At 39.1% G+C, this 2,575-nt stretch carries 3 protein-coding genes; 2 read left to right on the top strand and 1 reads right to left on the bottom strand.

All coding sequences use genetic code 11. From position 1 onward, the window contains the following. Positions 1-178 precede the first annotated feature (178 nt). Entirely contained in the window at positions 179-1,162 is a 984-nt protein-coding gene (locus tag ABYD77_RS18780) for a hypothetical protein (RefSeq protein ID WP_372771620.1), read from the top strand. A 121-nt stretch (positions 1,163-1,283) separates the two neighbouring features. Then, positions 1,284-1,655, top strand: a complete 372-nt coding sequence (locus tag ABYD77_RS18775; RefSeq protein WP_372771619.1) for a DUF6463 family protein — start codon at positions 1,284-1,286, stop codon at positions 1,653-1,655. Positions 1,656-2,011: 356 nt separating this feature from the next. Here the strand turns inward: ABYD77_RS18775 and ABYD77_RS18770 are convergent. Beyond that, on the bottom strand, positions 2,012-2,575 hold a 564-nt coding region (locus tag ABYD77_RS18770), incomplete at its 5' end, for an IS110 family transposase (protein WP_372771618.1).

Here is a 2,575-nt window from a genome sequence, read left to right as displayed (position 1 = left end):
GTTATATCTGCAGAAAAAGGTGTTTGGGTGCATTAGTTATATAACAAGGCAAATCAAAAAGGGCGGACAAAAAACAGTTGGCTTTGTTCGTACCTCACAAATTATAGCCAACTATTTTTAGCCGTTTATTTGCGGCGTTATGCTGTAAAGAAAGTTCGGAGTTTTAAAAGGGAATTTTATGAAGTATTTTTTACTGGTAGTTTCGTTAATCGTAATATCCAACGTATCTGCTAAATCGCCAGATGGAGTTAGCATAGAATATAGCTGGAATAAACTTTTATTTGAAAGCGACTTGCAAATCAATCAACACCACTTTCTATATGAACTTGCTCGCGACAAGAATTATTTTGAGAAAATAGTGGCTGAAACTCAGCTAGATTCAAAAGACAGGAGTATTTTGAACCTAGCCGTTGATACGTATAAAAGTAATATGAATATTAGGCATGTGTTATTTGATTACGGGGTAATTCCGCAAACTACAAGTAAAGTTTTAGCTCACGAAAAAATAGAAAGTAACACGACTATCGAGAAAGCCTTTTCATCATTTAAGCCATTATATGAGCGTATTTATTGGGTCAAACACAATAAAAGAAATAAAAAGTGGATTAAAAACCTCGCTCCTAAACTCAATCAGCATGGTGCTGAGATACAGGCAGAGTTGGAACAAATATTCGATGCTCCTCTATTCACAGAAAAAGGGCATATGATAAGTGTGGTATATAAGCCGGGCACTAAGCAAGGAGCATATACTTCATCGCGTAGCATGCAGTCAGTAATTAATAGTACTTATGAAGATTTCCTTGATTGGAATGCGTTAGAAATGGTTTTCCATGAAATATCACATGCCAACAGTTTAAATCGAAGTAGTAAGCTCTATAAGTTAATTGAGTCTGTTTTTAAGGAAAGAGGGCTAGAATCAGAAGTGGGTATTTGGCATCCCATTTTATTCTATACTGTCGGTGAAGTAGTAAAAAAGGTTACCTCTTCTCAAAACCCAGACTATATCACTTATGCAGATAGAAACGATCTTTATACAGATTCTTGGGATTATAAAGAAATTCTAATTCAGTACTGGAAGCCCTATCTTGAAGGAAAAGTAACAATGATGGTAGCGCTAGATAATATTGCCAGAAAATTACAGCAAAGGCGTAAAGCAGCATAACAAGCTGTTTAAGTGCGGGACTGCTAAAGCTTGGCTCTGTTCCGCTTCGCTACACGAGTTTAGTCAAACATTATCAACCCCTTAACAGGGCGTTATGTTTTTTTTGGAGTAAGATGTAAATATGAAAGCATGGATTAGCAAATGGTTAATTTTTGTATCGGCAGGTCACACCGTTGTAGGGATCATGTTCTTTGGAAGCATATACAATGAAATGCTTTCAAATGGATTATTAAGTTCTGTTAACTCTGAAAAGACAGCTTTAGCTGCTTGGTTTATTCTATTCGGCTTTCTTTTATTTATTACGAGTCTTGCCATATCCGTCATTGAAAAGAACGACGCATTAAAAATACCAAACATAATCGGAGTATCACTCCTAGTATTAACAACTTTAGGTGTTGTTTTAATGCCTGTTTCAGGCTTTTGGTTAGTTTATCCAGCCGCGATTGCAATAATTTATAAAAACAAAAGCGGGCTTGGTGCAGTAAAAACATAACAAGCCAATCAAGGACGGGACTGCTAAAGCTTGGCTCTGTTCCGCTTCGCTACACGAGTTTAGTCAAACATTATCAACCCCTTAACAGGGCTACATGGACTCCCCTTTGTCAAGCAATAGGTGTCTTCGACAACAAGAAGATCTGACAGCAGCTCTACATTCGGCGTTTATTAGCTTTGCTACGCTATCGCCCTGATGATTTGCGCTTGAGCAATGACCTCATTCGTTAGACAGTATTTGCTACTTCCCGAATAAACAGGTTTTATTGCTCTCGGTCTGACCGTGTTATCGTCAATAGCTATTGCTGAGACTCGGTGGGGTTAACCGTTTTGGTGAACCACGTTTAGTTAATTAAATCACACATAATCAATCTGATATTCTTTACCTGATTGCAGTAGCGCCCAAATTAAACGGGCATTCTTCGCAGCCAATGCGACAACCGCGCGTTTAAAGCCCCGTCGTTCAATCAAGCCTGGCACCCATAAACTGGTTTTGTCTGTTTTCGTTTTACAGTTGGCAATCACAGCTCGAGCACCATGGATAAGTGACGTTCGTATATGCTTTTCACCGCGTTTACTAATTCGGCCTAAGTGAACATTACCACCCGTTGTGTATTGTCGGGGCACTAAGCCAATCCACGCAGCAAATTGGCGGCTTGAACTAAAGTGTTTTGCATCATTAACAGTCGCGACAACAGCGGTTGCAGTGACTTCGCCAATACCTGGAATACTCATTAGTAATTTTGCAGCAGGCATTTGTTTAGAAAGAGCATAGAGTTGTCGGTCGTATTTTAATATTTCTTGATTAAGCCCTTGTATGCTGAGCCACACATCGGTTAAGAGTTCACGAGCAAGCTGGGGTAAACCATTTTCAGCGTCCTCTAAAATACTGGAAATGGTATTTTGTGCTGGATAGCGACC

Source organism: Pseudoalteromonas sp., assembly GCF_041629635.1.
In the GTDB taxonomy this organism is placed as follows: Bacteria; Pseudomonadota; Gammaproteobacteria; order Enterobacterales; family Alteromonadaceae; genus Pseudoalteromonas.
Note: the sequence above shows the minus strand (reverse complement) of the source record. Positions and strands in the feature narration are given on the sequence as shown.